The following is a 25215-nucleotide window of genomic DNA, read 5'->3' on the forward strand; positions in this document are numbered from 1 at the left end:
GTTCAGCTGATCGTGCCACGTTCGGCGCGCACGTCAAGCGACAATCCGACAGAAACCGGACCGCCACTTTGCGTCCCCCGCACCCGGGTGTGTCAGGCTGGAGCCATGACGAGTACCGATGCCTCCACCGGTCCGATCCTCGGCGGCCCGCGAAACGGCCGCAGGCTGCGGGTCCGCCGCCCGGCGGCGGTCACCGGCGCGGCCTTCGTCGCCTGGCTGACGGTGCTGCCGCTCTCGGTGGCGCTCATCGTCGAACGGCCGGTCTGGGGCGCGTTCTCGGCGGCGGCGGGCCTGGTGCTCGTGCTCGCACCGGTCGCGGTCTCCATGTGGGCCTGGCGATCGGGCATCGACGTCACCCGCGACGGCATCGCGATCCGCGGCCTCTTCAGCAGCCGCACGATCGCCTGGAAGCACATCGACGGCTTCGCCCACGGTAACGAGGGCGTGGCGGCCATATTGGACGACCAGTCCCAGGTCCGCCTCGACCCGCTCAAGCCCGAGCACCTGCCCCAGGTGCTCGCCATCGGCGGCCAGGAGCTCCGGACGGGCGACGACGACTAGTAGCCGTCGCTGACCACGTTCTCCAGCGGCTCGCCCGCCGCGAACCGGCGGATCTGCGCGCCGATCGGCGCATAGGCGCGGTCGAGCGTGCCGTCCACTGACGCACCGGCGTGCGGGGTGATGAGCGCGCCTTCGAGGTCCCAGAGCGGGTGGTCCGCCGGGAGCGGTTCGGGGTCGACCACGTCGACGGCGCAGCGCAGCCGCCCGGATGCGACCTCCGCGACCAGGGCGTCCGTGTCGACGATCGGACCGCGGGCCGCATTGACGAGCAGCGCGCCGTCCTTCATGCAGGACAAGAACTTCGCGTCCACGAGGCCGCGCGTGGCGTCGGTCAGCGGGAGGATCAGGATCACCACGTCGAACTCGGGCAGCAGCGTCTCGATCGCATCGATCGGATGCACGCCCGGGCGTTCGCGGCGGGCCACCTTCTCGACCGCGACGCCGAGGGCGGTGAGCACCTCGGCGACCTTCTCGCCGATGTCGCCGGCGCCCACGACGAGGGCGCGCTTGCCCACGACGGTGGTCGTCCACTCGACCTTCCACTCGTGCCGGGTCTGCTTGCGCGCGAACACGTCGAAGCCGCGCATGGAAGCGATCACCGCGCCGACGGTCCACTCCGCGGTCACCCCGGTGTGCACACCGCGGGCGTCGCAGAGCAGCACCCCCGGAGGGACGGCCGGAACCCAGACCTCGGCCCCGGCGCTGAGCAACTGGATCGCCTTGAGCGAGGTCATGTCCCGCAACGGGGTCGTGACCTTCGACTGGGCCAGGAACGGCGGAACCCAGAAGTCGAGCGACGCCGGATCGGACGGGTACTCGCCGCGCCCGTCGTAGACCTCGACCTCGACGCCTTCGGGAAGCGGGCCGAGCAACGCGCGACCTTCCTCGTGTGCGATCCAAACCTTCACGGCCACAGCCTATCCTCCACCTCGACCCCTCATATCCTATAGGATCTTGACGTCGTGCCGAAAAGGGGTTAGCCCCGCCCGAACCGGGGAACCGTGGGGCGTGGAAAACTGCGCCGCCGCCCCGTCGGCACCGACCTATACTCTTGGGGCCATGCGCAGGTTGCTCTCGGCCGCGGCGGCAACAGCCGCCGCACTCACGCTCGCCTCATGCTCCTTCGGCGAGCCGCCCGAGCCCGAGTCCGGCGAACCCCCGAACCTCCCCACCCCCAGCGGCGAACCCCAGGAGCAGACCTCGTTCATGGACGTCGTCGCCGAAGGCCTCGAAGTCCCCTGGGGCCTCGACTTCCTCCCCGACGGCACCGCCATCGTCGGCGAGCGCACCACCGGGCGCCTCCTCGCCATCCCCCTCGCCGAAGACGGCACCGCCGGCGAACCCGAGACGCTCCGCACGATCGACGTCACCAGCCTCGGCGAAGGCGGCCTCCTCGGCCTCGCCGTCTCACCCACCTACGACACCGACTCGATCGTCTACGCGTACTACACCACCGCCGCCGACAACCGCATCGCCAAGATCGACACCGGCTCCGACGCCGCACCCGAGCCGATCCTCACCGGCATCCCCGCCGGACTCGACCACAACGGCGGCGCCCTCGACTTCGGCCCCGACGGCCTCCTCTACGCCGCCACCGGCGACGGCGGCTACGGCGACGCCGCCCAAGACCCGGAATCCCTGGCCGGCAAGATCCTCCGCATCACCGCCGAAGGCGAACCCGCCCCCGGCAACCCCTTCCCCGACTCCCCCGTCTACACCCTCGGCCACCGCAACGTCGAAGGCCTCGCCTGGAACAGCGCCGGCCAGCTCTACGCCACCGAGATCGGCCAGGACGTCGCCGACGAGGTCAACCGCATCGAACCGGGCGCCAACTACGGCTGGCCCTACTTCGAGGGCAACGACACCGAGGACGACTTCACCGACCCCGCCCTCACCTGGGAGCCCTTCGAGGCCTCCTGCGCCGGCGCGGTCTTCCTCGAGGACACCCTCGTCACCGCCTGCCTACGCGGCCAGCGCCTCTGGACCGTCCAGTTCGACACCACCGGCGCCGCAGCGGAGCCGCAAGCCGCCGCCGTCAACGAGTTCGGTCGACTACGATCGGTCGCCATGGGCCCCGACGGCATGCTCTGGGTGACCACCTCGAACCGCGACGGCCAATGCACCGAAGAACGCGGCTGCGCCCCGCACGACGCCGACGACCGGATCATCCGCTTCTCCACCAGCTACGCGGCCCAGGGCAGGGTCTGAGCCGCAGCACACCCGACCGCCGCGCGAGAAAGGCACTCGATGAACGACCGGCTCGCCGCCGCACTGCACCGCACCAGGGACGCCCTCCGACCCGCCGCGAGGCGCGTGAAGTCCTTGTGGGGCAGATCGAGAGCGGGCTGGTCGCGGCTGCGGCGCTCCGAGCGGGTGCGGCAGTTCCTCGTCGTCGCCGCGATCCTGTTCATGGGCACCGGTGCCGCCGCCGGAGGCCTCGCACTCGTCGGCGGCACCAAAGCCGACATCGGGCCGTTCGACACGACCGTGTCGCTCCACCCCGACCTCTCCGGCGAGACCGTCGTGACCATCCCGCCCCTGGGCGACGTCATCTTCGACAGCCACGACGGCCCCGTCGGCCTCAACCTCAGCCTCGACTCGGTCGACCCGGTCGAAGCGCAGGACATCATCAACACCCCCGGCGGCGTCACCAGCGCCTCCAAGAGCCTCGCCTCCGACGTCACGGACGCGGTCGTGCGGGTCGTCGTCGAGGCCCTGGCGATCGTCACCCTCTGCGGGCTCCTCGTCGGGGCGCTCGCGTTCCGCACGATGCGGCGGGCACTGCTCACCGGCGTCACCTCGCTCGCGGTGACGGCCGCGCTCATGGGGTACGCGGCCACGACCCTGCGCACCGAGTCGATCTCGCAGCCCCGCTACGAGGGCCTGCTCGCCTACGCGCCCAGTGTGGTCGGCAACGCCGAGGACATCGCCGTGAACTACGAGGAGTACGTGGCGAACCTGCAGAAGTTCGTCACGAACATCTCGGAGTTCTACGCGCTGGCGATGGACATGCCGCAGCTGGGCATCCAGGACGACTCGATCCGGGTCCTGCACGTCTCGGACATCCACCTGAATCCTTCGGCCTGGCACCTCATGGAGTCGGTCGTGGACCAGTTCGACATCGACGCGGTGGCCGACACCGGCGACATGAACGACTACGGCTCCGAGCAGGAGGCCGAGATCTTCTCGCAGGGCGTGGAGCAGATCAGCGTGCCGTACGTGTTCGTGAAGGGCAACCACGACTCGGTGACGACCGTGGCGGCGCTCTCGGCCTACGACCATGTGGTGGTACTCGACGGCGAGGTGCGGGAGATCGCGGGCCTGGAGTTCGCCGGGGTCGCCGATCCGCGGTTCACGCCGGACAAGGGCGCGCAGCCGTCGAGCGAGTACGCGCAGCAGATGCTCGTCGAATCCGGGGAGCGGCTGGCGCGGACCATCACCGAAGCGGGCGGGGCCGACGTGGCGATGGTGCACGAGCCGCCGATGGCGGACCCGCTCGCCGGAGTGGTGCCGCTGGTCCTGGCCGGGCACACGCACGAGCGGGCGGTGCACGACCTCGGCGACGGCACCTCGCTCATGGTCGAGGGCTCGACGGGCGCGGCCGGGCTGCGGAACTTCCAGTCCGACGACCCGATGCGCATGGAGATGGACGTCCTCTACTTCGACCCGGTCACGAAGGCGCTCACCGCCTACGACTCGATCTCGGTCGGGTCGGGCACGGAAACGGACGTGACCCTCGACCGGACGGTGATCCCGACCGAGGACCAGGTCAACGAGGCAGAGATACAGGGCAGCACGGAACCGACTGCGCCGCAGCGGGATTGACCACGGATACGCCGAAGGCCCAGAAGCGGTGCTTCTGGGCCTTCCCGTTCGTGCGTTCAGCCGGTGAGCACCGGGCCGAGGATCAGCGCGGCCACCGAGAAGTAGATGAGCAGGCCGGTCGCGTCGCAGAGGGTCGAGACCATCGGTGCCGAGACGAGGGCCGGGTCGATGCCGACTTTCTTTGCCAGTAGCGGCAGCAGCGAGCCGACGAATGTCGACCAAGTGCAGATGACCAGGAGGGTCGCCGCGATGATGAGCCCGATGTCCCAGCCGTAGACGAAGCCGACCACCGGTCCGCCGACTACGGCGAGCATGGCACCGAGCAGCAAGCCCACCCGCGATTCGCGCCAGGTGATCCTGAAGGCGTCGGAGAAGCGGACTTCGCCGACGGCCATGGCGCGGATGATCGTCACCGACGCCTGCGAACCGGAGTTGCCGCCGGTGCCGGTGAGCAGCGAGATGAACACGGCCAGGACCGTGACGTTCGCGAGGTAGGTCTCGTAGTAGTTGAGGACGGTCACGGTGAGCGACGCCGAGACGGCCAGGATGAGCAGCCACACGGCGCGCTTGCGCGCCAGCATGAACACGCCGGCCGAGAGGTAGGGCCGCTCGAGCGGTTCGGCGGCACCGGCGCGGGCGGCGTCCTCAGTGTCCTCGGCCTCGAGGATCTCCATGGCGTCGTCCCAGGTGATGAGCCCGACGAGGCGGTCCTCGTGGTCGACCACGGAGAGCGCGATGAGGTTGGCCTCCTGGATGAGGCGGGCGGCCTCTTCCTGGTCGGTGTCGGTGGAGACCTGGTAGTGCTCGTCCGCGATGAGGTCGCTGACGGGCAGGTCGGGGTCGGCGCTCACGAGGTCGGCGAGCGTGACGGTGCCGAGGAGCTTGCGGTGCCCGTCGGTCACCGGCAGCACGTCGATGTTCCGGGGCCGTTCGCGCAGGTGCCGGATGCGCTCGATCGCGGCGGCCGCGGACATCGAGGCGCGCAGCGACACGTAGTCGGGCGTCATGATGCGCCCCGCGGACTCCGGCTCGTACCCGAGCAGCTGCGCGGTGATCCGCCGGTCGGCAGCGTTCAGCTGGGACTGGAACCGGGTGGCGACCTTGGCGGGCATCTCGTCGAAGAGCTTGGCCCGGTCGTCGGCCTCCATCGAGTCGAGCAGTTCGCGGACGGTGTCGGTCTTGAGCCCGTCGATGAGCTCCTGCTGGTGGACGGTGTCGAGCTCTTCGAAGACGGCGAGCGCGCGGTCCTTGGGGAGGAGCCGGAACCGGAGGGCCTGTTCGGCCAGGTCCATGCGCGGAAGCTCTTCGGCGAGTACGACAGTCGAGGTGTCGGCGAGTTCCAGGCGGAGCGCCGCGAGCTCGTCGACCGCCGCGGGCGAAATGGGCTGGATGACCTGAGCCATGGCAGCCACCTCCATTACATGAGGAAAGGGCCGTGCCCCGACCTCATGCAGCGGTACGTTCGCCGCAGGTCAGGCTGCCCGCTTCAATGTAAGAGGACGCGGAGCACGGTAAAAGGGAAATGGGAAGAACACGTCGGTATCTCGACTAGATCCGGGGTCGTCGCCCATGGCCCTCACCTCCTCCGGTCGCGGGTGAGCCTTGCGCGGTCAAGGGTAGCAATCATCTGTGAACAACATCGCTTACTGGGGTGCCCAAAGACTCGCGGCTCACACCGGGACTGAACGGACAGTGAACGCGAAAGGGCCGGACAGCTTCGGTGAAGCTTGCGAGCCGTCAATCGGCTCGGGTCCGGCCCTTCGCTCGTTTCGTACTAGCTCAGCTTGTCCAGGATGATCTGGCGGACCGTGCCGGCGTCGGCCTGGCCCTTGGTGGCCTTCATGACCGCGCCGATGAGGACGCCGGCGGCGGCGTGGGTGCCGCCGCGGATCTTGTCGGCGACGGCCGGGTTGGCCGCGATGGCCTCCTCGACGGCGGCTTCCAGCGCGCCGGTGTCGGAGACGACCTCGAGGCCGCGCTTGGCGGCGACGTCGGCCGGGTCGCCCTCGCCGGCGAGCACGCCGTCGATGACCTGGCGGGCCAGCTTGTCGTTCAGGCGGCCGTCGTCGACCATGCCCTGGAGCTGCGCGACCTGGACGGGCGTGATGGCGAGGGCGGCGAGTTCCTCGCCGGACTCGTTGGCGCGGCGCGAGAGCTCGCCGAGCCACCACTTGACGGCGCCGGACGGCGTGGTGCCGGCGGCGACGGTGGCCTCGATGAGTTCGATGGCGTCGGCGTTGACGACCGACTGCATCTCCTTGTCGCCCAGGGACCATGCGGCCTGGAGGCGCTCACGGCGCTTGCGCGGGGGCTCGGGCAGCTCGGACCGGAGCTGCTCGACCCATTCGCGGGACGGTTCCATGACGGCGAGGTCGGGTTCGGGGAAGTACCGGTAGTCGGTGGCCTCCTCTTTGGAGCGTCCGGCGCGGGTCTCGCCGGTGGTCTCCTGGAAGTGGCGGGTCTCCTGGAAGATCCGCTCGCCGGCGTCGAGGAGCGCGGACTGGCGGCGCACCTCGTAGCGGACGGCGCGTTCGACCGAGCGCAGGGAGTTGACGTTCTTCGTCTCGGTGCGGGTGCCCCACGGCTCGCCCGGCAGGTTGAGCGAGAGGTTGACGTCGCAGCGCAGCGAGCCCTGCTCCATGCGCACGTCGGAGACGCCGAGGGAGCGCACGATGTCGCGCAGTTCGGCGGTGTAGGCGCGGGCGACCTCGGGGGCGAGGGCGCCGGTGCCGGGCACCGGGCGGGTGACGATCTCCACGAGCGGGATGCCGGCGCGGTTGTAGTCCACGAGGGACTCGGTGGCGCCGTGGATGCGGCCGGTGGCGCCGCCGACGTGGAGGGTCTTGCCGGTGTCCTCTTCGAGGTGCACGCGCTCGATCTCGACGCGGTACTCCTTGCCCTCCACGACCACGTCGACGTAGCCGTTCTCGCAGAGCGGCTCCTCGTACTGGCTGGTCTGGAAGTTCTTCGGCATGTCCGGGTAGAAGTAGTTCTTCCGGGCGAAGCGGGTCCACTCGGCGATGTGGCAGTTGAGGGCCAGGCCGATCTTGATGGTGGCCTCGATCGCGGCCTTGTTGGCGACGGGCAGGGCGCCGGGCAGGGCCAGGCAGACCGGGCAGGTCTGCGTGTTGGGCTCGGCGCCGAAGGTCGTGGAGCAGCCGCAGAACATCTTGGTGCGCGTGTCGAGCTCGATGTGGGTCTCGAGGCCGAGGACGGGCTCGTAGGTCTCGACGGCCTTGTCGTAGTCGTTCAGCTTCGTCATGACGCTAGTTCCCCTTCTCGTCGAACGCAGTGAGACGTAGATTTGCGGAGATCTCGGGCGCGGTGTCGGCGAGCAGGGTGTCCTGCGTGGACTCCAGGGCGGCCGCGACGCGGTAGGTGATGTCGTCGCCCATGACCGGGCCCATGACCTGCAGGCCCACGGGCATGCCCTCGGAGAGGCCGACCGGGACGGAGACGCCGGGGCCGCCGTAGAGGTTGGTCGGGATCGTGTAGAGGTCGGCGAGGTACATCTGGTACGGGTCGCCGGTGCGCTCGCCGAACTTGAAGGCGATGAACGGCGTGGTCGGGCTGATGATGGCGTCGACCTGCTCGAAGGCCTTCTCGAAGTCCTGCTTGATGAGGGTGCGCACGAGCTGGGCCTTGCCGTAGAACGCGTCCACGTACCCGGCGCTGAGCGCGTAGGTGCCGAGGATGATGCGGCGCTTGACCTCCGGGCCGAAGCCGGCTTCGCGGGTGAGGCTCATGACCTCTTCGAGCGAGTGCTTCCCGTCGTCGCCGGCGCGCAGGCCGTAGCGGACGCCGTCGTAGCGGGCCAGGTTCGAGGAGGCCTCGGACGGCGCGATGAGGTAGTAGGTGGGCAGCGCGTAGCTGAAGGACGGGCAGGAGACCTCGACGACCTCCGCGCCGAGCTTGACGAGCTGCTCCACGCCGGCCTCGTAGGCGGCGATGACGCCGGGCTCGGCGGCGTCGGCGCCTTCGGCGAACTCCTTGACGATGCCGAGCTTGACGCCCGACAGGTCACCGGTGGCGCCGGCCTTGGCGGCGGCGACCACGGGCGGGACGGGCGCGTCGATCGCGGTCGAGTCGCGCGGGTCGTAGCCGGAGATGACCTCGTGCAGCAGGGCGGCGTCGAGGGCGTTGCGCGATACGGGACCGGGGGTGTCCAGCGAGGAGGAGAAGGCGATGAGGCCGTACCGGGAGTTGGACCCGTAGGTGGGCTTGGCGCCGAACGTGCCGGTCACCGCGCCGGGCTGGCGGATCGAGCCGCCGGTGTCGGTGCCGATCGCGAGCGGGGCCATCTTCGCGGCGACGGCCGCGGCCGAGCCGCCGCCGGAGCCGCCGGGGATGCGCCCGGTGTCCCACGGGTTCAGGGTCTTCGCGTACGCGGAGTACTCGGTCGAGGAGCCCATGGCGAACTCGTCGAGGTTGGTCTTGCCGAGGATCGGCATCTTCGCGGCCTTGATGCGCTCGGTGATCGTCGCGTCGTAGGGCGGGATCCAGCCCTCGAGGATCTTCGAGGCGGCGGTGGTCGGGAGGCCCTTGGTGACCACGACGTCCTTGACGGCGATCGGGACGCCGGCGAGCGGGCCGAGCTCCTGGCCCGCGGCGACGGCGGCGTCGACCTCGGCCGCGGTGGCGAGCGCGCCGTCGCGGTCGACGTGGAGGAACGCCTTGACAGTGCCGTCGACGGCGTCGATCCGGTCGAGGAACGCGGTGGTGACCTCGACGGAGGTGGTGCGGCCTTCACGGATGTCCGCGGCCAGTTCGGCGGCGGTCCGGTCGATGATGCGGCTCATGTCTAGGCCTCCTCGTCCAGGATGCGCGGGACGCGGAAGCGGTCCTCGAACGTGTCGGGTCCGCCCGCGAGCGCGGCGTCGCGGGGCAGGGACGGCTGGGGCTGGTCTTCCCGGAAGACGTTCACCAGCGGCACCGCGTGCGAGGTCGGCTGGACGCCGTCCGTGTTCACTTCGGCGAGCGTCTTCATCGATTCGAGGATGACGTCGAGCTGGCCGGCGAAGGCGTCGAGCTCGTCATCGGTGACTTCGAGGCGGGCCAGCCGCGCCAGGTGCGCGACTTCCTCGCGTGAAATCGTACTCACGACAGGTGTTTCCTAACGGTTACTAGCTGCGGGAAGACCTGTCGAGTCTAGGCCGTGCGCGGTCGGGGCCCGAGGCGGGCACCGCCCAGTGTGGGGCGATCTGCGCGACGGTTGCCCGCAGGTGTGACGGAGGGATCGCGAAATTCGATCGACACCGGCGGCGTGAGCCTGAAACAGCCCCCTAGCCACTGGAGATGTGACGTGATACTCTTTCGTCACTGGTTCGGAACGGGTTTCCTGGTTTCCTTTCTGTTTCCTTGCTAAGAACGAGTCGGTGGGTGTTCCGACTTGTGGTGGTGTTCTCGAGCCAGTACAGGCCCCGGGCGGAAGCCCGGGGCCTGGTTCTTTTTGTGCTACAAGGTCTTCGTGGCAGCGGCGAACTCGCCCTCCGAAGCCGCCTCGGCATCGTTCTCAGCAGAGGTGCGGCTCGTGTCCTCCCCGGGCTCTGCAAACTTACGGCTCGTGCCCTCGCCGTGCTCTGCGAATTTACGGCTCGTACCCTCGCCGTGCCAGGCCCGCCAGAGTGCGGCGTAGTGGCCGTCGAGCGCGATCAGCTCGTCATGGTTCCCCAGCTCGGCGACCCGGCCGTCCTCCACCACCGCGATGCGGTCCGCGTCGTGCGCGGTGTGGAGCCGGTGCGCGATCGCGATCACGGTGCGGCCCTCCAGGACCGCCCCGAGCGCGCGCTCGGTGTCGCGCGCGGCGCGCGGGTCGAGCATCGCCGTCGCCTCGTCGAGGATCACCACATCGGGGTCGGCCAGGATGATCCGCGCCAACGCGATCTGCTGAGCGCTCGCCGCGTCCAGCTCCCGGTTCTTGCCGCCCAGCGGCGTGTCGAGCCCCTCGGGCAGGTCGAAGGCCCAGTCGGCGCCGACCGCGGCCAGGGCCGCCTGCAGCTCGTCGTCCTGGGCCTCGGCTTTGGCGAGGATCAGGTTGTCGCGCAAGGAGGCCGTGAAGACGTGGTGCTCCTGGGTGACGAGGGTGACGCGCTTGCGGCGCTCGTCCAGCGGGAGCGCGGCGACGTCGACGCCGCCGATCGCGGCGCGGCCCTCGCGGGGCACGTCAGAGCCGGAGATGAGGCGCGCGAGCGTCGATTTGCCTGCGCCGGAAGGGCCCACGACCGCGAGGCGCTGCCCGGCGGGGACGCTCAAGGTGACGCCGTGGAGCACGTCGCGGGGGCTGGTCGGGTAGGCGTAGCGGACCTCGGTGAGGTCCACGGTGCCGTCGGCGGGTCGCTCGGTGGTGGCGTCCGCTTCGGCGTCCTCGGCCTCGGCGACGCCTTCGATGCGGGACATGGCCGCGAAGCCGCGCTGGACCTTCTCGACCCACATGAGGATGTGGTCGATCGGGAACATGATCTGGCGGGTCAGGACCGCGCAGGACGCGACGGTGCCGAGGGTGACCGCGCCGTCGAAGTAGAACGCGCCGCCCACGAGCAGCACGGTCGCGGTCGGCAGGGCGTACGCGCCATCCAGGAACGGGAAGTAGACGCTGCGCAGGAAGAGCGTGTAGCGGGCGGCCTTCCAGTGCTTGGCCACGGTGGCGTCGCCGGCGGCGTCGCGCTGCTCGCGGAGGCGGTAGGCCTCGGTGGTGCGGGCGCCGTCGGCGTTGGCGCCGATCGTGTCGCCGATGGCCGATTCGGCGGCGCGCTCGGCGAGGTAGCCGTTGCGGCCGCGTTTGAGGTACCAGCGGGTGCCGACCCACAGCGATGGCACGACGACGAGCATGCAGAGGCCGAGGAGCGGGCTCGCGACGAGCATGGCGCCGAAGAAGACCAGGACTTTCAGGATCGAGACGGTGACCTGCGGGAGGCCGTCGCGGAAGAGGACCCCGGCTTCGGGGACGTCGGCGGAGGAGCGGGTCATGAGGTCGCCGGAGCCGGCCTGCTCGACCACGGGCATCGGCAGGCGCAGGGCGCGTTCGACGAACTGGACGCGCATGCGGGCCGAGAGCCGCTCGCCCAGGCGGTAGGAGACGTACGTGCCGGCCCAGGTGAAGGCGACGACCACGACGATCGCGGCCACGATGCCGAGCGCGAGCCGGTCGATCGCGCCCGCGCCGGAGCCGGCGGCCAGCTCGTCGAGCATCTCCCCCAGCAGGATCGGCGCGACGGCCGCGGCGACGGCCGCGACCAGGTGGAGGCTGACCGCGACGATCGCGCGGCGCCGCTCGGAGCCGAGGAGGCGGAAGAACGCGCGGCGGACCGTCCGGGTGTCGGCGATCGGCAGCTGGTTCGTCTTCTTTTCGGGCGTGGCGGTGGTGGTCATGCAGTTCCCCGGGTGACGAGTGCGCGGTAGTCGGAGTGCTCGGCGACCAGTTCGCGGTGCGTGCCGCGGGCGACCACCTTGCCGCCCTGGACGAACGCGACCGTGTCGGCGCGGCCGAGCCACAGCGGCGAGGTCGTGGCGATCGCGGTGGCGCGGCCGCCGCGGGTCTCGGCGAGGCGCTCGACGATGCGGGCCTCGGTGTGGGAGTCGACCGCGGAGGTCGGCTCGTGCAGGAGCAGGGCCTCGGGGTCGGCGGCGATGGCGCGGGCGAGCCGCAGCCGCTGGCGCTGGCCGCCGGAGAGGGTGCGGGCCTGGTTCTCGAGCTCGGTGTCGAGGCCTTCGGGGAGGGCTTCGATGACGTCGTGCGCCGAGGCGGCCTCGATGGCGAGGGACACGCGGTCGGCCCCGTCGCGGGCGGCGACCGCGGCGGCGACGGTGCCGGCGAACAGGTAGGCGTCGTGGTCGGCGACGAGCACGCGGCGGCGCAGTTCGTCCCGGTCCAGTTGCGCCACAGGGACGGTGCCGAAGCGGGCCTCGGACTCGGTGAACCCGCCGAGCCGGTCGAAGACGGCGGCGACCTGCTCGGAGTCGGAGGAGGCGACGGCGAGGAGCTCGCCGCCGGCGACGGTGAGGCCGGACTCGGGGTCGTGGAGTTCCGCGCCTTCGCGGGGGCCGGGCAGGATCTCGGCGGGGGCGTCGCGTTCGGGGGTGCCCAGCAGTTCGCAGACCTTGCCGGCGGCGACGCGGCCCTCGATGATCCGGTAGGTGCAGCCGATGAGCCAGTGCACGGGCAGCAGCAGCGCGCCGGTGAAGCCGAACGCCGCGACCATCTGGCCCGGCGTCAGGTCTCCAGAGGCGACCTGGCGTGCGGCGATCCAGATGACGACGCCGAGGAGGATCGCGGGCGTGCCCTCGCCGAGGGAGTTGAGCCAGGCGGTGGGGCCGGCGACCTTGTATCCGGCGGAGCGCAGGGCGTCGGAGTCGCGCCGGTAGGACGCGTTGAAGCGGGCCTCGCCGCCGATGCCGCGCAGCACGCGCAGGCCCGAGACGATGTCGGAGGCGCGTTCGGTGATGTCGCCGACGCGTTCGCGGTACTGCTCCTGGCGGTCCTGGAGGCGGGTGAGGAGCGGGCCGGTGACGAGGCCGACGGCGAACACGCCGATGAAGATGGTGAGGCCCAAGGCGATCGAAGTGTTGAAGAGGAGCACGCCGACCGCGATGAGGCCGACGAGGCAGCCCGCGGTGGGGGCGAGGGAGTCGACGGCCCACGAGATGCGGTTGATGTCGGTGGCGCCGACGCTCACGACCTCGCCGGTGGTGAGCTTCTTGCGCAGGTCGTCGCCGAGCCGGTTGACCTTCCTGGTCGCGAGCTGCAGGACACGGTAGGAGGCGTCGGCGCGCCAGAACACGGTGAGGCGGTGCGACCAGACGATCATCCCGGCGGTGACGAACCCGGCGAGGACCATGCCGAGCGACCAGAACGCGAGGGCGCCCCAGTCGCGTTCGCGCAGACCGTGGTCGACGGCGCCGGTGAGGAAGAACGGGAGCACCGGCAGCGAGCCGAGCGCGATCCCGGAGGTGATGAGCGCCGCGAGCATGAGGCCCTTGCGGCGGGTGGCGAGCCATATGAGGAGCCGCCAGGGCGTGCCCGGCGGCTGCTGCAATGCGGCGAGGGACGACGGGTCGCCCCTCGTCCCTTGAGGGAGCAACGGGTTATCCAATGGCAGCTCGGGGGCGCGGAGGAACCTCACTAGCCGAGCGTAAAGGGGAGGTCCGACATCCGGCAATCGATTAAGACCCGCAACGGGTGGCTACCAGCGGTTTTCACCGAGAGTCGCGGCTCGTGCGAGACCGAGGTCTCTCACCACGAGGGACGAATCGGACCCACCGGGAATTTGCCTCACATCGGCTCGTAGACTCTCCGCGTCGCACCGGTATCTGATATCGCCGAGGAGGACCGCCATCCTGCAGCAGCACGGCCCCGACGGACCGCCGACGGCCGGCCTCCGGTCGCGACGCCGCTCCCATTCCCTTGCACCGCAACGCCTGCGATGCGTTTGACCCTGCCCTGCCCGGCCGACGACACCGCCCAGGACCTTTTCGCCGACCTCCCGACAGGAGCCTCCGCCATGCCGGCGCTGCGTTTCGAAGACCTCCTCCAAGACCCGGACCGCGAGCGCGACGGCGACCGCTGGGGCGCCGAAGGTCGCCCGGTCCTCCTCCTCAACGAAGCGGGCGCCGACCGCTCGGCCTGGTGGCCCGTTGCGGCCCGCCTCGCCGACGAGCACGCCGTCGCCGTCCTGGACCTCCCCCCGAGCCGCTCGCTCACGGCCCGGGCAGAGACCCTCGCCGCGTACGTCGCCGCCATGGGCACCCGCGCCCCCGTCATCGCCGGCCACGGCCCCGCGGGCCTCGTCGCCTCGCTCTTCGCGGCCCGCTACCTCGCCCACGCCGTCGTCAGCATCGAACAGCGCCTGGACGAGCCGCACCACGACCCCGACACCGAACGCGCCCTCCAGGAGATCACCGCCGGCCCCCGCCGCCTCCAATGCCGCTACCTGGCGATCTTCGCCGCCGCCCCGCAGCCCGGCTACGAGGCCTGGCTCCAGCAGCGCCTCCCCGCAGCCGCCTGCACGACCTACCGCACCGAAGGCGACCACCCCCACCTGAGCGACCCCGTGCGCTTCACCGACGACATCAGGGCGATCGCCGCCTCGTAGGCTCGCGCGACCCGCGAGTGTCCGGAGAGGTCGCGTATCCCAATGCGACGGCGCTATCGGCGGTGCCCCAGGGCCGCAGCGGTTTCGGGGTCGGCGGGGAAGAAGGATTCGATGGCGAGTTCGGCCACGGTGATGTCCATGGGGGTGCCGAAGACCGTTGTGGTGGTGAAGAAGGAGCGCACGGCGCCGCCGATGTCGATCCGCAGGGGGACGACGAGGCTGTGCGGCGGGGCGGTGTCGATGCCGCCCGGGTAGCCGCGCAGCTCCTCCCGCAGGCGCTCGAGTTCGGGGTCGCCGGTGGCCCGGATCTGGTGGTCGAGGCGGGAGAAGAGGTGGGCGCGCCATTGCGGGAGGTTGCGGATGCGGGGCGCGACGCCGTCGGGGTGCAGGCTGAGCCGCAGGACGTTGACGGGCGGTTCGAGCAGTTCGGCCGCGCTGCCGGCGATGAGCTGGTCGATGGCGGCGTTCGCGTCGACCATGTTCCACTGCCGGTCGACCACGACGGCGGGGTAGGGCAGGTGGCCGTCGAGGATCTGGATGAGGGCCTGGCCGATGCTGCCCATCGAAGGCTGGTCCAGTGAGGACTCGGTGTAGGCGGGAGCGTGGCCCGCCGCCATCAGGATGTCGTTGCGGTCGCGCAGGGGGACGTCGAGTTCCTCGCAGATCCTGAGGACCATCGCCGACGTCGGCCTGGAGCGGCCGGTCTCGATGAAGCTCAGGTGGCGGGCGGAGATGCGGCACTGGATCGCGAGCTCCTGCTGCGTCAGGTGGCGCTGCGCGCGCCAGTGCCGGATGCGGTCGCCCGGGGTCCGGCGGGTCGCGGTCTCGGTGAGCGGTACTGCCATGCGGCCCAGCCTAAACCCACAGGTAGTGCATCCGATTACCTCCGAGGTAATCGACGGGAGCCGTGATCGCGGCGAAGCTGGTGTCGTTCCCGGGAGACGCCGGGGCAGTGAGAGACAGGAATCGACATGACCGACTTCAACGCCATCGCCGCCGCTTACCTCAACGCGTTCAACGCGACCGACGAGACCGAGCGCAAGCGCCTGGTGGCCGACCTGTTCACCGCCGACGTCAGCTACACCGACCCCATGGCGGCCGTCGCCGGCCACGACGGCGTCGACGCCTTCATCGCCGGTGCCCACCAGCAGTTCCCCGGCTGGGTCTTCACGCTCGTCGGGCCGGTCGACGGCCACGGGCGGCAGGCCCGGTTCACCTGGGGCCTCGGCCCGGAGGGCGTGGAGCCGCCGGTCGTGGGTTTCGACGTGGTCGTCCTCGACGGCGAGGGACGCATCGGCCAGGTGCTCGGCTTCCTCGACAAGGTGCCCAGCGCCTGAGTTCGCGGGGTTCCCGGTGGCCGGCTTCGGCTAGAGCGTGCGATTCGGGAATCAGTGCAGGTCGACGAGGACGACGGTGGCGTCGTCGTGCCGCTTGCCGCTCCACCGCTCCGGATCGGGGTCGGTGAGTTCGGCGCCGCGCACGGCGTCGATGAGCGCCGCCGGGCCGCGGTTGGTGGTCGCAAGGGTCATCAGGTCGGCGGCGCGGTAGTCGTACCGCTCGGTCAGGCGCGTGATGCCGTTGGTGCACAGCAGGATCCGGCGGAGCTCGGCGACCGGCTGACGGCCGGTGAAGGCGTGGTCGGCCGCTTCGGGCACCGCGCCGGCGAACCAGGCCCCGCCGGGCTTGTTGCGGTACTGGGCGATGAACGCCTCCAGGCCTGCGGCGGCTTCAAGCGGCTCGGGGAGTTCGTGGACGCGGTCGTCGGTCGCGACGGCGACCCGGCCGGTCGTGTCCTCGAAGAGGACGGCGGCATCGCCCAAGACCAGCCATTCCAGATGATCGGCGGCTCTGCGGGCCAGTGCCGCGGTCGCCCCGGGCGACCGCGGGTGGGTCGTGTCGCAGCCCGGGCCGTGGTCGGCGACCGTGGCGTGGATGGCCTCGCGCAGGACCGCCGCAAGCGCGGCCTCGCCCTCGTGCAGGCCTTCGCTGAGGTGCGCGCCGAGCCTTTCCACGATCCAGCCGACCCCGTGCGAGCACCCGACGTCGGCGCCCGCGGGCGGGTTCGCGCCGTCGAGCACCAGGGCCCAGTCCGTGCCGGTCAAGGCCAGGTCGTGGTTCTCCGTGCCGGACCCGATCGCGGTGCCGCGCTTCACTGCGAAGGTCATACCGGACGCTGCCTCTTCAAGACGTGCTCCCTCGTTCGCACTCGTCAGACACTGGTGCCGTGCCAGGTGTTCCAGAGGCGAGCATAGGGCCCGTCCGCTCGCAGGAGCTCATCGTGGCTGCCGAGTTCGGCGAGGCCGCCGTCCTCGATGACGGCGATGCGGTCGGCGTCGTGCGCGGTGTGCAGGCGGTGCGCGATGCCGATGACGGTGCGGCCCTCCAGGACCGCCGCGAGGGCGCGCTCAGTGTCGCGGGCGGCACGGGGGTCGAGCATCGCAGTGGCCTCATCGAGGATCACCACGTCCGGGTCGGCGAGGACGATGCGCGCGAGGGCGATCTGCTGGGCGGCGGCCGGGTCGAGTTCCGCTGCGGTGCCGCCGAGTTCGGCGTCGAGATCGTCGGCCCAGGTCGCTCCCACCGTGGTGAGCGCCTGGCGCAGTTCGGCGTCGTCCGCCTCGGGCTTGGCGAGGGTGAGGTTGTCCCTGAGGGTCGCGGCGAAGACGTGGTGCTCCTGGGTCACGAGGGTGACGTGGCCGCGGCGCTCCCCCAGCGGCAGCGACGCGACGTCCACGCCCCCGATCCGGACCCGGCCCGACGTGGGGGCGTCGATGCCCGAGACGAGGCGGGCGATGGTGGACTTGCCCGCGCCGCTGGGGCCCACGACCGCGAGCCGTTCGCCCGCGGGGATCACGAGGTCCACGCCGTGGAGGACTTCGGGGCCGGTCGGGTAGGCGAAGTGGACCGAGCGGAGTTCCACTGTGCCGTCGGCCGGGACGGCCGCGGCGGTGGCCGCCTCGTCGGTGTCGATGGCGGCGACGCCCTCGACGCGGGCGAACGACGCGAAGCCGCGCTGGAGCCATTCGACCATCATGAGCAGGAAGTTCATCGGGGTCATGATCTGGCGCGAGAGCACCGCGCACGCGGCGACCTCGCCGAGGCTCACGCTCCCGTCGAAGTACATCGCGCCGCCGAGCACGAGCACGGCCGACGCGGGGAGCACATAGGAGCTCTCGAGGGTCAGGAAGTAGATGCTGCGCAGGTAGAGCGTGTACTTGTTGGCGGCCCAGTGCGCGGCGATCGTGGTGTCGCCGTGCGCGATGCGGTCGGCCTCGAGGCGGTACAGCTCGGCGGTGCGGGCGCCGTCGGCGGTCGCGGCGAGGGCCTCGCCGGAACGGGACTCGGTGCGGGCCTGCGCCAGGTACCCGTCGCGGGCGCGCTTGAGGTACCAGCGGGCGCCCACCGCGATGAGCGGCACGGCGAGCAGCATGCAGAGGGCGAGGAGGGCGTTGACCCAGACCATCGCTCCGATGTAGACGAGGGCGGTCAGGATCGCCACGGCCGCTTTCGGGAGCGCGTCGCGGATGAGGTTGCCGGACTGCGGGACGTCGACGGACGCGCGGGTCATGAGGTCGCCCGCGCCGGCCTGCTCGGCGGTGTGCAGCGGCAGGCGCAGGCACTGCTCGACGAAGCGCTCGCGCAGCCGCGCCGAGAGGCGTTCGCCCACGCGGTTCGCGGTGAAGCTCGCGAGCCAGGTGAGCGCCACCGCGGCGGCGATGGCGGCGGCCATCCCGGCGGCGAGCATGTCGATGTCGCCGATGCCCTCGCCCGCGGCGAGAGCGTCGATCATGCGGCCCATCAGGAGCGGCGCGGCGGTCGAGGCCCCCGCAGCGGCCACGCGCAGTGCGATGGCGACGCCCACGCGGGTCCGTTCGGAGAGCAGGAGCGCGACGAAGGCGCGGCGGACCCGGTCGGGCTCGGCGACCGGCAGCTCGGTCGACTCGGATGCGGTGTCCCCTGCGGCGCCTTGGGTCTTGAGTGCGGCGGTCATGAGAGCTCCCGGTTCACTAGGGCCCGGTAGTCGGGGCGGGACGCGGCGAGTTCGGCGTGGGTGCCGGTGGCGGCGACCTTGCCTTCTTGGACGAAGACCACCTGGTCGGCGCGGCCGAGCCAGAGCGGCGAGGCGCTGACGACCGCGGTGGTGCGGCCGTGGCGGAACCCGGTGAGGCGCTCGGTGATGCGCGATTCGGTGTGGGAGTCCACTGCGGAGGTCGGTTCGAGGAGGAGCAGCACCTCGGGGTCCGCTGCGAGGGCGCGGGCGAGTCGCAGGCGCTGGCGCTGGCCGCCGGAGAGGGTGCGGGCCTGGTCGTCCATCTCGGCGGCGAGGCCGCCGGGGAGGGCGTCCACGACATCGTCCGCGGCGGCCGTGGTGACCGCGGCCTTCGCGTCGCGCCCGCCGATGACGGCGGCGAGGGTGCCCGCGAAGAGGTAGGCGTCGTGGTCGCCCGGGAGGATGCGGCGGCGCAGCTCCTCGGAGGCCATGCGCGCCAACGGGACCCGGCCGAACACGGCTTCGGAGGGGGCGAGGCCCGCGAGGCGGTCGAAGATCGCGGCGGCGGCATCGGTGTCGGCGGTCGCGACGGCGGTGAGGCCGGGGGCGAGGGTGAGCTCGGATTCGGGGTCGTGGAGTTCGGCACCGCTCTCGGGCCCCTGCAAGGGGTCCCGCGGTGCGTCGCGTTCGGGGAGGACGAGCAGTTCGCAGACCTTCGCGCAGGCGACCTCGCCCTGGATGATGGTCATGGCGGTCCCCATCAGCCAGCGCACCGGCATGAGCAGCGCGGCCGTGTACCCGAATGCGGCGACCATCTGGCCGACGGTGATCTCGTCGGCGGCCACGAGGCGGGCGGACATCCAGACGACCGCGCCGAGCAGGATCGCCGGGGCGCCTTCGGAGATCGCGTCGATCCAGGCGCCCGGGGCGGCGAGGCCGAAGCCGGACCGCTTGAGGCGCTGGGAGTCCCGGCGGTAGGCGGCGTTGAAGCGGTCTTCGCCGCCGACGCCGCGCAGGACGCGGAGGCCGGCGACGATGTCGGCGGCGCGGTCGGTGACGGTGCCGATGTCGCGGCGGTAGGCGCCGTACCGGGCCTGGAGGTGGCGGAGCATCGGGCCGGTGATCGCGGCGACGGCGATGACACCGATGAAGACGGTGAGGCCGAGGGACGCGGACATGCCGAAGAGCAGCACGGCGACCGCGACGATCCCGGTCACGCAGCCGACGGTGGGCGCGAGCGATTCGATGGCGCGGCCGATCGAGACGACGTCGGTGACGCCGACGCTGACGACCGAGCCGGTGGTGGTCTGGCGGCGCAGGCGCGAGCCGAGGCGGGCGGTCTTGCGGGTGGCGAGCTGGAGGACCCGGTACTGGGCGTCGTGCCGCCACCAGACGGTCAGTCGGTGGTGCAGCACGATGCTCACGGCCGCAACGGATCCGGCGAGGGTGAGGGCGCCGGCCCAGGCGAGGAGCGCGCCCCAGTCGCGGCCCCGGATGCCGTCGTCCACTGCGCCGGTGAGGAAGATCGGCATGACGGGGACGAGGCCGAGGGAGAAGACCGCGGAGACGAGGACGGACGCCGCGAGGCCTTTGCGGCGGGTGGCGAGCCAGGTGAAGAGCCGCCAAGAGGTGGTGGGCGGTTCGCCGGGGTCGTCTACGGGGAGTTCGGGCGCGCGGAGGAGTGACACCAGGCCAACGTAGTCACGCGCCGTTCCGATTGGCAAGCGGTTAACTGCCTTGGGCGGGCCTCAGCCGTTGCCGAAGAACAGGCCGCCCAGGTTTGATCGGGGCGCCTGGTTCATGGCGTTCCTGCGGTGGCCCACCAGGTCCACGACGTGGTTGACGAGTTCCTCGGGGCTGTTGGTGGTGGCGGCGGCGCGCGGGTGGGACATGGTGCGCACCTGCGGGTTGTCGGAGAAGACGACGGCGGGCGTCGGGAAGCCGCGGGCGACCATGCGGTCGAGCAGCACCATCCCGGCGACCCGGTCGCCCGGGTCGCGCTCGCGGCGCAGGTCGGTGATGACGAGGTCGTAGTCGTCGCGGTCGAGGTACCGCAGGGCCTCATCGGTGGTGCCCACGGGGTCGACCCGCATGCCGGCCGTGCGGAAGAGGCGGATGAGCGGCTCGTTCCAGTGCGGGTGGTCGTCGATCCACAGGATCGCGCCGCCTTGCAGGAGGTCCGCTGAGGCCGCGAGGCGGGTGGCGGCGCGGAGGCCGCGCTGCGGGTCGGCGGTGGCGGCGAAGTAGGACGGCGGCCGGTAGGCGGTGGTGCCGGTCGGCGGGGACGGCGGCGGGTACATCCCGGGGAGGCCCTGCTGCGCCGGGATCACCGGGTAGACGGGGCCGGTGTTGGGCGGCGTCGCGGCCGGGTGCGGTTCGCGGGCGGCCGGGGCGGTCTGGACGCCGTCGCCTTCGTTCTCGGCGTCCTCCGCGGCAACCTCCTCCAAGAGCGCGTCGAAGTCGATCTCGTCCTCATCGGCCGGTTCGTCCGCGCCCCGCCCGGGCCGCAGCAGGTGCGTCGCGTCGTTGTCGTCGGACGGCGGGTTCCAGGCTCCGGGCGTCGCGGGGCCGCCAGGGGTGCTGACCCAGCCGCCGGGGGTGAGATGGGCGCGGCGGCGCCACTGCGACTCGTCGACGCGCTCGGGCCCCTCCGTCGGGGAGGAGCCGGGAGTCGCCGACGTTTCGGTTTGCGGCGCAGCGGTATCGGGGCCGCGGTTGAAGGCCTGGGCGATGGCGTCCTGGGCGAAGTCGACGGACACGAACGGCGATTCGACGCGGGTCATCCGGTGCGCCTGCTGGGTGAGCAGCCGCTTGGCGACGACGAGCGCGGCGAGGCCGAGGCCGAGCCAGACGAAGGTGGGGATGATCTTGATCAGTTCGATCCAGATGGCTTCGCTCATCGTTGGCTCCAAAAGAGGGGGTACCGGGGCCGGGCGTCTTCCACCTTAATCGGCCTTTGCCCCGGTACCTCCGGTGGCTCAACGGGTGAGGGCGTGGAAGAGGGCGATCCACCGGTCGGGCGGGACGTGGCCGACGACCGCGTCGCGGGCGATGCCGGCTTCGGCGCAGGCCCGGTGCGCGAGCCGTCGGGGGACGGCGCGGCACAGGGACGCGGCGAGCGAGCCGCCGACACCGCTGAAGCCGAGGTCCACGAGGTCGCGGTAGTCGGGCATGGCGCCCTTGGGCACCAGCGGCTCCGGGCGGCGGTTGAGGTGGATCACGGCGGCGTCGACCTGCGGCACGGGCCGGAACTCGCGGCGGTCGATGTGCATACCGAGCGCGAACGCGAACTCGGGCCAGTGCGCGACGGTCAGGCGGCTCCAGCGGCCGTAGTCGCCGGTGTGCTTGCGCGCGAACTCGAGCTGGGTGACCAGGGTGGCCGCGGTGAGGGTGCGCGCCCGCAGGCACCACCGGACGATGTCCGTGGTGATCCCGAAGGGCGCGTTGGACACCACCGTGAAAGGCTCGCGCGGGGGCGCGACTTCGCGGAAGTCGGCCTGGTGGCAGCGGAAGTGCTCGTGGTGGCCGAGCCGCGAGCGCAGGCGCTCGACGAAGTGGCCGTCCTTCTCGTAGGCGGTGACGCGGCGGGCGCGGTGGAGCAGCGCTCTTGTGACCATGCCGTCGCCGGGGCCGACCTCGATCACGAGGTCGTCGGGGCGGACGTCGGCGGCGTCGACGAGGGCGCGTGCGATCTGCGCGTCGCGCAGGAAGTTCTGGGACAGTGCCTTGCGGTTCGCGGTCCGGGCGCTGTTGGTGTGCGGAGTCCGGGCGCGCGGGAATTGGCTGCGGGACATGGGAGTGCTCCATGGGACGAGTCGAATCAGGACGATCGATTCGCCTAGGCCCGCGCAGGGCGCAGCCGCTGCGGAGACAGCGGTCGAGTTGCAGCGCTTGCGGTGGCCTAGGCCGCCGCGCGCAGCCGAATGAAGCTCGGGCAGCACGCGAAAGCCGCGAACTGCCCTGGATTCCCGTACATGCCCGCGAGGCTATCCGGTTTCGCCCGGAGCGTCCACCCGGTTGTCGCGCCGCTCGCGCGGGATCGCGCCGGTGTCGCCCGAGGAGTAGCGGCCGGGCACGTGGAGGCGCAGCACGGCCTCGCTGGCCCAGTCGGGGACGGAACCGGGCCGGGACGCGGCGATCATGACGGTGAACGCGAGCGGGACCGTCCACAGTGCCGGTTGGGCCAGCAGGACGGACACGATGCCGGGCTCGAGGCCGAGGACCACCGAGGCGAGCGCCGCGCCGGTGGAGGTGACCGCGCCGACGAGCAGGCCCGCCGTCGCGCCGGTCGCGGTGAGGCCGCGCCACCAGATGCCGAGGGTGAGCAAGGGGCAGAACGTGGAGGCGGCCACCGCGAAGGCCCAGCCGACGAGCACGTTGATGTCCACATCGGCCGCCGGGAGCGAGAGCGCGACCGCGAGGGCCGTGCCCACGACGACGCCGAGGCGCAGCCGCGAGAGCGAGCCGCCGAACAGGTCGTGCGAGAGGCCCCCGGCCAGCGCGAGGAGCAGCCCGGACGAGGTGGAGAGGAACGCGGCGAACGCGCCGGCGGCGACCAGCGCGGTCAGGACCGCGCCCACGGTGCCCGGGGCGATCGCGCTCGGGACGAGGAGCGGGACCACGTCGGTCTCCTCGGGGTCGGGCGTGGTGACGCGGCCGAGGAGCCCGTAGACGACCGGCCACAGGTAGAAGAGGCTGAGCAGGACGATCACCGAGACGGCGACGCGGCGGGCCGCGCGGGCTCCGGCGACGGTGTGGAAGCGCATCACGACGTGCGGGAGTCCCATGGCGCCCAAGGTGGTGGCGACCAGGACGGAGATGGTGGCCAGGAGCGGGTGCCCGGAGCCGTCGAGGTCCAGGAGCGGGCGGGACCAGTCCGCGTCGGCGCTCGGGTCCAGGGCCGCCTCGCGCTGCGCAGGCTCGGCGAGGGCGATGAGGAAGACCGCGGGGCCGGCGATGAACGCGAGCTTCACGATGTAGTGGAAGGCCTGCACGTAGGTCGCCGAGCGCATCCCGCCGACGGCGATCGTGGAGGAGACCACGAGTCCGGCGCCGACCACGCCGATCCAGTAGGGGATGCCGGAGACGAGTTCGAGCACGACACCGGCCGCTTTGAACTGCGGCAGCAGATAGAGCAGCATGATGACGAGCACGACGAGGCCGCACATGCGGCGGATGCGCGGCGAGCCGAGGCGGTACTCGGCGAAGTCGGGCACCGTGTAGGCGCCGCTGCGGCGCATCGGCCCGGCGGCGAGCGCAGCGACGAGCACGTACCCGGCGGTGAAGCCCACGGCGTACCACATGGCGCCCACGCCGTTCTTGACGAGCAGGCCGGCGAGGCCCAGGACCGAGGCGGCGGAGACGTACTCGCCCGCGATGGCCAGGGCGTTCCAGCCGGGCACGATGCTGCGGGAGGCGACCAGGAAGTCCGGGGTGGAGCGGGCGGCGCGCACGCCCCAGACGCCGATGACGACGCTGGAGGCGAGCACCAGGCTGATCGCGGCCAGGCCGAGCATCAGTCGTCCTCGCAGTATTCGGCTTCAATGCGCTCGGCCCGGCGCACGTGGACGGCGGCGAGGACCAGCAGGACCGGGTAGGGCGCGAAGAAGAGCACGGCCCAGCCGAGGCGGCCGGGGGTGAGCACTGCGGCGGTGAGCAGGGCGGCGAGGGCGAACAGGAGCAGGGTGGCCGTGCGGATGGCGAGGCGGCGCTGGCGGCGGAGGGCGCGCTCGGCGTCATCGAGGTCGATCGCGCTGCGGCCGACCTGCGGGAGGCCCGCGAGGCGGCTGAGGCGGCGCGTGGCGTCCGACCGGCGGCGCAGGGCGAGCCGGGTCTGGGGGCTGGTGACGCGCACGCGCTGGTTCACCGGTGCGCGCCGCCTTCCCTTGCGGCCTGGAGGAGCCGTTCGCGCAGGAGCCGGGAGTGGCGGCGGCTGACAGGGACCTCGCCGGGCTCGGTGACGGCGACGAGGCCGGCGGTGGAGGTGACGCGCAGTTCGGTGACGGCGGCGAGGTTGATGAGGAACGAGCGGTGCGCGCGCACGAAACCGGCGGCGTCCCAGACCTGTTCGAGGTAGGTGAGGGACTGGCGGAGCAGGTGCGAGCCCTGGCTGGAGTGGAGGCGCACGTAGTCGCCGTGGGCTTCGGCGTAGGCGATGTCGTCGCGGCGCACGAACACGGTGCGCCCGGCGAGCTCGACCTGGACGACGGCGAGGTCGTCGGCCTTGTCCCCCACCACGGGTCCGGAGCGGCGGCCGCCGATGCGGGCCACGGCCTCGGCGAGGCGTTCGGGCCGGAAGGGCTTGAGGAGGTAGTCGGCGGCGCCGAGGCCGAAGGCCTCCACGGCGTGGTTGTCGTAGGCGGTGACGAACACGATCTCGGGCGGGTCGGAGAGGCGCCGGAGGATGCGGGCCACGTCCATGCCGGTGAGGCCGGGCATCGCGATGTCGAGGAACGCGGCGTCGAACGAGCCGGAGCCGAGGAGGCGCACGGCCTCGTCGCCGCCGGCGGCGGCCACGACCTCGCCGACGGCGGGCAGCTCGGCGAGCTGCCCGGCGAGTTCGATGCGGGTGGAGGGCTCGTCTTCGACGACGAGCACGCGCAGCAGGCTCATCAGCGTCTCTTCCGGTTCGGGGAAAGGGCCGCGAAGCGGACCGGATCGGTGGTGCGGGCGGGGCGGCCCCTCCGGCGGGCGCGAACCGAGTTCGCGTTCGGCGGGATGTCGGACCCGTGTGGGAGCGTCGTCCTATTT

Annotated in this window: 21 protein-coding genes; 5 read left to right on the top strand and 16 right to left on the bottom strand. The window is 71.7% G+C overall.

The genetic code is table 11. The features are described from left to right. Nucleotides 1-105 precede the first annotated feature (105 nt). On the top strand, nt 106-561 hold the full coding sequence (locus tag AB0I03_RS00860; protein WP_360404260.1) for a hypothetical protein: 456 nt from the start codon (nt 106-108) through the stop codon (nt 559-561). On the opposite strand, the gene AB0I03_RS00865 is transcribed toward AB0I03_RS00860, so the two are convergent. Further along, nucleotides 558-1469, bottom strand: a complete 912-nt coding sequence (locus AB0I03_RS00865; protein WP_360404263.1) for a 2-hydroxyacid dehydrogenase — start codon at nt 1467-1469, stop codon at nt 558-560. The two genes, AB0I03_RS00860 and AB0I03_RS00865, sit on opposite strands and share 4 nt — an antisense overlap. A 151-nt stretch (nt 1470-1620) precedes the next feature. Here AB0I03_RS00865 and AB0I03_RS00870 point away from each other — a divergent pair, with 151 nt between their 5' ends. Both AB0I03_RS00870 and AB0I03_RS00875 read left to right on the top strand, forming a co-directional pair. Then, nucleotides 1621-2769, top strand: coding sequence for a PQQ-dependent sugar dehydrogenase (locus AB0I03_RS00870; RefSeq protein WP_360404266.1), 1149 nt, complete (start codon nt 1621-1623; stop codon nt 2767-2769). A 39-nt stretch (nt 2770-2808) separates the two neighbouring features. Next, complete coding sequence (locus AB0I03_RS00875; protein ID WP_360404269.1) at nt 2809-4386, top strand: metallophosphoesterase; 1578 nt, start codon at nt 2809-2811, stop codon at nt 4384-4386. A gap of 56 nt (nt 4387-4442) precedes the next feature. Here AB0I03_RS00875 and mgtE read toward each other — a convergent pair whose 3' ends face one another. The 6 genes from mgtE to AB0I03_RS00905 form a co-directional block, all read right to left on the bottom strand. Further along, complete coding sequence (gene mgtE, locus AB0I03_RS00880; RefSeq protein ID WP_360404272.1) at nt 4443-5789, bottom strand: magnesium transporter; 1347 nt, start codon at nt 5787-5789, stop codon at nt 4443-4445. A 371-nt stretch (nt 5790-6160) separates the two neighbouring features. Beyond that, nucleotides 6161-7648 (bottom strand): Asp-tRNA(Asn)/Glu-tRNA(Gln) amidotransferase subunit GatB, encoded by a 1488-nt coding sequence (gene gatB, locus AB0I03_RS00885; RefSeq protein WP_360404275.1) that lies wholly within the window; start codon nt 7646-7648, stop codon nt 6161-6163. A gap of 4 nt (nt 7649-7652) precedes the next feature. Next, on the bottom strand, nt 7653-9185 hold the full coding sequence (gene gatA, locus AB0I03_RS00890) for an Asp-tRNA(Asn)/Glu-tRNA(Gln) amidotransferase subunit GatA (protein WP_360404278.1): 1533 nt from the start codon (nt 9183-9185) through the stop codon (nt 7653-7655). A 2-nt stretch (nt 9186-9187) separates the two neighbouring features. Further along, entirely contained in the window at nt 9188-9487 is a 300-nt protein-coding gene (gene gatC / locus AB0I03_RS00895; protein ID WP_289956196.1) for an Asp-tRNA(Asn)/Glu-tRNA(Gln) amidotransferase subunit GatC, read from the bottom strand. A 353-nt stretch (nt 9488-9840) separates the two neighbouring features. Then, complete coding sequence (locus AB0I03_RS00900) at nt 9841-11754, bottom strand: ABC transporter ATP-binding protein (RefSeq protein WP_360404282.1); 1914 nt, start codon at nt 11752-11754, stop codon at nt 9841-9843. Next, complete coding sequence (locus tag AB0I03_RS00905) at nt 11751-13505, bottom strand: ABC transporter ATP-binding protein (RefSeq protein WP_360404285.1); 1755 nt, start codon at nt 13503-13505, stop codon at nt 11751-11753. Before AB0I03_RS00905 ends, AB0I03_RS00900 begins: the two co-directional genes overlap by 4 nt. 378 nt (nt 13506-13883) lie before the next feature. Here AB0I03_RS00905 and AB0I03_RS00910 point away from each other — a divergent pair, with 378 nt between their 5' ends. Next, nucleotides 13884-14474, top strand: a complete 591-nt coding sequence (locus AB0I03_RS00910; RefSeq protein WP_360404288.1) for a hypothetical protein — start codon at nt 13884-13886, stop codon at nt 14472-14474. A gap of 53 nt (nt 14475-14527) precedes the next feature. Here AB0I03_RS00910 and AB0I03_RS00915 read toward each other — a convergent pair whose 3' ends face one another. Continuing rightward, entirely contained in the window at nt 14528-15319 is a 792-nt protein-coding gene (locus AB0I03_RS00915; protein WP_360404291.1) for a helix-turn-helix transcriptional regulator, read from the bottom strand. Nucleotides 15320-15445: 126 nt separating this feature from the next. Between AB0I03_RS00915 and AB0I03_RS00920 the strand changes: the two genes are divergently transcribed. Next, on the top strand, nt 15446-15811 hold the full coding sequence (locus tag AB0I03_RS00920) for a nuclear transport factor 2 family protein (protein ID WP_360404294.1): 366 nt from the start codon (nt 15446-15448) through the stop codon (nt 15809-15811). 51 nt (nt 15812-15862) lie between these two features. On the opposite strand, the gene AB0I03_RS00925 is transcribed toward AB0I03_RS00920, so the two are convergent. The 8 genes from AB0I03_RS00925 to AB0I03_RS00960 all read right to left on the bottom strand — a co-directional run bounded on the left by AB0I03_RS00925 (nt 15863) and on the right by AB0I03_RS00960 (nt 25080). Then, a complete protein-coding gene (locus AB0I03_RS00925; RefSeq protein ID WP_360404297.1) occupies nt 15863-16639 on the bottom strand; it encodes a protein phosphatase 2C domain-containing protein in 777 nt (258 codons plus the stop codon). A gap of 44 nt (nt 16640-16683) precedes the next feature. Then, on the bottom strand, nt 16684-18465 hold the full coding sequence (locus AB0I03_RS00930; protein WP_360404300.1) for an ABC transporter ATP-binding protein: 1782 nt from the start codon (nt 18463-18465) through the stop codon (nt 16684-16686). After that, nucleotides 18462-20153, bottom strand: coding sequence for an ABC transporter ATP-binding protein (locus AB0I03_RS00935; protein ID WP_360404303.1), 1692 nt, complete (start codon nt 20151-20153; stop codon nt 18462-18464). Before AB0I03_RS00935 ends, AB0I03_RS00930 begins: the two co-directional genes overlap by 4 nt. A 60-nt stretch (nt 20154-20213) precedes the next feature. Beyond that, the gene (locus tag AB0I03_RS00940) at nt 20214-21365 is read right to left on the bottom strand and encodes a response regulator (protein ID WP_360404306.1); all 1152 of its coding nucleotides are present in this window, start codon (nt 21363-21365) and stop codon (nt 20214-20216) included. 78 nt (nt 21366-21443) lie between these two features. Further along, on the bottom strand, nt 21444-22259 hold the full coding sequence (erm, locus tag AB0I03_RS00945; protein ID WP_360404309.1) for an ErmE/ErmH/ErmO/ErmR family 23S rRNA (adenine(2058)-N(6))-methyltransferase: 816 nt from the start codon (nt 22257-22259) through the stop codon (nt 21444-21446). A 192-nt stretch (nt 22260-22451) separates the two neighbouring features. After that, nucleotides 22452-23981: a cation acetate symporter gene (locus AB0I03_RS00950; protein ID WP_360404312.1), complete on the bottom strand. Its 1530-nt coding sequence runs from the start codon at nt 23979-23981 to the stop codon at nt 22452-22454. Next, on the bottom strand, nt 23981-24331 hold the full coding sequence (locus tag AB0I03_RS00955; RefSeq protein ID WP_360404315.1) for a hypothetical protein: 351 nt from the start codon (nt 24329-24331) through the stop codon (nt 23981-23983). Before AB0I03_RS00955 ends, AB0I03_RS00950 begins: the two co-directional genes overlap by 1 nt. Next, a complete protein-coding gene (locus AB0I03_RS00960) occupies nt 24328-25080 on the bottom strand; it encodes a LytTR family DNA-binding domain-containing protein (RefSeq protein WP_360405873.1) in 753 nt (250 codons plus the stop codon). Before AB0I03_RS00960 ends, AB0I03_RS00955 begins: the two co-directional genes overlap by 4 nt. Nucleotides 25081-25215 lie beyond the last annotated feature (135 nt).

This window comes from Glycomyces sp. NPDC021274 (genome assembly GCF_040641195.1).
Classification (GTDB): Bacteria; Actinomycetota; Actinomycetes; order Mycobacteriales; family Micromonosporaceae; genus Glycomyces.